The organism is Leucobacter massiliensis (assembly GCF_002982315.1).
Classification (GTDB): domain Bacteria; phylum Actinomycetota; class Actinomycetes; order Actinomycetales; family Microbacteriaceae; genus Leucobacter; species Leucobacter massiliensis.
Map to the genome: position 1 here is coordinate 1 of NZ_MWZD01000005.1, position 3,883 is coordinate 3,883.

General features: G+C 70.3%; 3 protein-coding genes and 1 tRNA gene. 2 read left to right on the plus strand and 2 right to left on the minus strand.

What is annotated here, in order from left to right:
* Nucleotides 1-314 precede the first annotated feature (314 nt).
* Both B4915_RS00075 and B4915_RS00080 read right to left on the minus strand, forming a co-directional pair.
* Nucleotides 315-406: transfer RNA gene (locus B4915_RS00075), tRNA-Ser, on the minus strand.
* A 71-nt stretch (nucleotides 407-477) separates the two neighbouring features.
* On the minus strand, nucleotides 478-1,845 hold the full coding sequence (locus tag B4915_RS00080) for an LCP family glycopolymer transferase (RefSeq protein WP_105803856.1): 1,368 nt from the start codon (nucleotides 1,843-1,845) through the stop codon (nucleotides 478-480).
* Nucleotides 1,846-2,022: 177 nt separating this feature from the next.
* On the opposite strand from B4915_RS00080, the gene B4915_RS00085 reads away from it, so the two are divergent.
* Together B4915_RS00085 and B4915_RS00090 are read left to right on the plus strand one after the other, a co-directional pair.
* Nucleotides 2,023-2,901 carry an exodeoxyribonuclease III gene (locus B4915_RS00085; protein WP_105803857.1) on the plus strand — a complete coding sequence of 293 codons (879 nt, stop codon included), beginning with the start codon at nucleotides 2,023-2,025 and terminating at the stop codon, nucleotides 2,899-2,901.
* 105 nt (nucleotides 2,902-3,006) lie between these two features.
* Nucleotides 3,007-3,873, plus strand: coding sequence for an exodeoxyribonuclease III (locus B4915_RS00090; RefSeq protein WP_105803858.1), 867 nt, complete (start codon nucleotides 3,007-3,009; stop codon nucleotides 3,871-3,873).
* Nucleotides 3,874-3,883: the final 10 nt, after the last annotated feature.

The following is a 3,883-nucleotide window of genomic DNA, read 5'->3' on the forward strand; positions in this document are numbered from 1 at the left end:
TGCCCGGCTCTCGTCCGTAGACCTCGTCGATGTAGCGCACGGTCGCGGTCGGGCTGCCCAGGACCGCCCGCGCAAGCGCGCAGGCAACATCGTCGGCTACACGCCACCCGACTCGAGGACTGAAACCCGGCATGCGGGAACCCTACGCCCTACCGCCGACAGCTGGCAGCGAGCCGTTCGCACGCGTTGGCTCGGGGAAGAATGTGGGCAAAATGTGGGCAAGCGCTCCAGCGCCCCCGGTTCGCAGGAACGACGAAGCCCCCGACTCCCCGGTGTTTTCTAGGGGGGTCGGGGGCTTCTCGCGTTGTTACTTCTGGCGGAGACGGGGGGATTTGAACCCCCGGTCGAGTTTAACCCCGACCCTTCATTAGCAGTGAAGTCCGTTCGGCCGCTCCGGCACGTCTCCATACGCGAACAACGTCATCCATTCTAGCGGGACGAGACGCCGCTCCGGAAATCGCGCGCGCGTCCCGGTGATCAGAGCACCGTCCGCCCGGCCGAGCAGGTCACCTGATCGGCGCTCGTGCCCGTGATGCCCTCGGGCAGCTGCACCGTGCCGTCGGGGTTCGTCGGCACGGCCGCGGTACCGTCACCGCCGGCGTTCGGGTCGACGGGCTGGCCCGTGTTCGGGTCGATCGGCTGGCCCGTGTTCGGGTCGATCGGCTGGCCCGTGTTCGGGTCGACGGGCTGAGCGTTCGGGTCCGCCGGGGCGCTGGGATCGGCGGGGGGCTCGGCGTTCGGATCGGCCGGCGCCTCCTCGCCCTCCTTCACCACGCCCTCGCCCGTGCCGGTCACGTTGAAGGCCTGGCCCGACTCGAGCACCTGGAAGAGCACCTGGGCGTCGGTGTAGTTGGGGGTCAGGCGCCCCTCCTGGTACGGGTGCGTGAAGGAGGGGTACTGCACGAAGTTGATGCGTTCCAGGTCGATGTCCTTGACCGTGCCGGCGACCTGCTGCATGAACTGCACGCTCGCCATGCTGCTCGACAGCGTCATGTTGTCGACGCCGGCCTTCGCCAGGCTGTACACCTTCACCGGGTCCGAGAGGGTCTCGGCGCTCTTGAGCTGCCGCACGAGCGCGGACATGTAGACCTGCTGGTTGCTGATCCGGCTCGTGTCCCCGCCGTCGCCGACGCCGTGGCGGGTGCGCAGGAACTGCAGCGCATCCATGCCCTGCAGCGTCACATTGCCTGCCGGGAGGTCGAGGTCGGTGGCGGGGTCGACGATCGGCTGCGTGAGGCACACGTCGACGCCGCCGAGCGCGTTCGAGACCCCGACGACGCCGTCGAAGGTGATGAGCCCCGCGTAGGGGATGTCCATGCCGGTGAGCGACTCGATCGTCTTCACGGTGCAGGGCAGCCCGCCGTAGGAGAGCGTGCTGTTGAGCTGCTGCTCGCTCATCGCCGGGTAGTAGTCGGCTTCGCCGTCCGGACCCGGGCAGCTCGGGATCGGGATCATCAGATCGCGGGGGAAGCTCACCACCGTCGCGTTCTTGTGATCCGCGGAGACGTGCAGCATCAGCGTCACATCGTTGAGCTCACCCTCCTCGCCGTCCTGGTAGCTCTGCCCCTGGCGGGAGTCGGAGCCGACGAGCAGGATCGTCAGCGGGCCGTCGAGCGACTGGCTGCCGGCGCCCACCGCGTCGGCGCCGGGGTCGAGGTCGACGATCTTCGCGCTCGAAGCGAGCCCCCACACCGCGTAGGTCACGGTCGCGATGCCGCTGAGCACAACGACGATCGCGGTGGTGAGCAGCACGCGCAGCGCATTGGCCCAGGCGTTCGAGCGACGCAGCCTGCCGTGGCGCACCGAGGTGGATCGGTCCACACCTGCTGCGAGTCTCTTGGCCATTCAGCTTCCCGGGGGGTCATGACGAGCCGCGACGGTCGGGCTCACGATAGCGCCCCAATCTACCCGAGACGACTGTGCGCACCCTTGGAGCGGTGCTCCGGCCCCCGATCCGCCCGCGCTCGCGCCCGCCGCCGGCCCGCGCTCCGCGCCCCCGCGCCCTGGCGATACGCTGGAGCCATGCGCATCGCCACCTGGAACGTCAACTCGATCCGCACCCGAGTCGGCCGCGTCGTCGACTGGCTCGTCCGGGAGGACGTCGACGTGCTGGCCATGCAGGAGATCAAGTGCCGTCCCGAGCAGTTCCCGGCCGAGGCCTTCGAGCGCGCCGGGTACCGGCTCGAGCTCCACGGGCTCAATCAGTGGAACGGCGTGGCCTTCGCGAGCCGCCACGAGATGACCGAGGTGAGCCGCTCCTTCGCGGGCATGCCGGGCTTCGGGAAGCCCGTGAAGGGCCAGGAGGCGATGCAGGGCGTGGGCGCGAACGGCCTGCCGCTCGAGGCCCGCGCGCTCGGCGTCACCGTCGGCGATCTGCGCCTGTGGAGCCTGTACGTGCCCAACGGGCGCGCGCTCGGCGACCCCCACCTCGACTACAAGCTGGCCTGGCTGGAGGCGCTGCGGCGCGACGCCGAGGCGTGGCTCGCCGAGGACCCGGATCTGCCGCTCGCGCTGATGGGCGACTGGAACATCGCCCCCCTCGACGCCGATATGGGCGACCCGGGCTTCGTGGTCGGCCAGTCGACGCACGTCTCCCCCGAGGAGCGCTCGATGTTCGCCTCCTTCGCCCCCATCGTCGAGGACGTGGTGCGGCCGATCGTGCCCGAGGGCTACACCTTCTGGGACTACAAGGCGGGGCGCTTTCCCAAGAACCAGGGCATGCGGATCGACTTCATCATGGGCTCGCGCGCCTTCGCCGAGGCGGTCACCGGCGCCTCCATCGCGCGCGAGGAGCGCACGGGTGACGCGCCGAGCGACCACGTGCCCGTCGTGTGCGACATCGACCCCGCCCTGCTCGGCAGCACCTTCGAGGACGAGTTCGACCGGCCGATGGTGTTCTGAGCGGATCGGGATCCCGGATCCGGATCGCGGATGCCGGCCCCGATCCCCGTGCCGCCTGGGCTCCTCCGGCGCCCGCCCGCTGCCGCACGCCCTAGAATCGAGGGCATGGCTGAAACTCTGCGCCTCGCCTCGGTCAACGTCAACGGCATCCGCGCCGCCTACCGCAAGGGCATGGGCGCCTGGCTCGATCAGCGGGGCGTCGACGTGCTCGCGCTGCAGGAGGTGCGCGCCCAGGACGAGCACCTGGAGGAGTACCTCGGCAGCGCAGGATGGCATCTGCTGCACGACCCCTGCGACGTCAAAGGCCGCGCGGGGGTGGCGATCGCGAGCCGGGTGCCCGCGACGGCGCACCGCGTGGGGCTCGCCGCCCCCGAGGCGCTGTCCTCCGGCCGCTGGATCGAAGCCGACTTCGAGTTCGGCGACGTCCCGGTGACGGTGGTCAGCAACTACACCCACTCGGGCGAGGTGGACACCCCCCGCCAGGAGGCGAAGTGGGCGTTCCTCGACGCGATGGGCGAGCGCATGTCCGAGCTCGCCGCGGAGCGCGAGCACGTGGCGATCGTCGGCGACTTCAACGTCGGCCACCGCGAGCTCGACATCAAGAACTGGCGCGGCAACGTCAAGCGCGCCGGTTTCCTGCCCCGCGAGCGCGCCTACTTCGACCGGTACTTCGGCCCGCTCGGCGAGACCGTGACCGGCGTCGACGGCAGCGAGGGCCCCGGCCTCGGCTGGGTCGATGTCGGCCGCCGCTTCGCCGGCGAGGTCGACGGGCCCTACACCTGGTGGTCGAACCGGGGCCAGGCCTTCGACAACGACACCGGCTGGCGGATCGACTACCACGTGGTCACGCCCGCCCTCGCCGACCGAGTGGAGCGCTACGCCGTGGATCGCGCGCCCTCCTACGCGGAGCGATGGTCGGATCACGCGCCCGTGGTCCTGGCTCTTATCAACATCCGACGCTGCCGACGATAGGCAGCGTGTG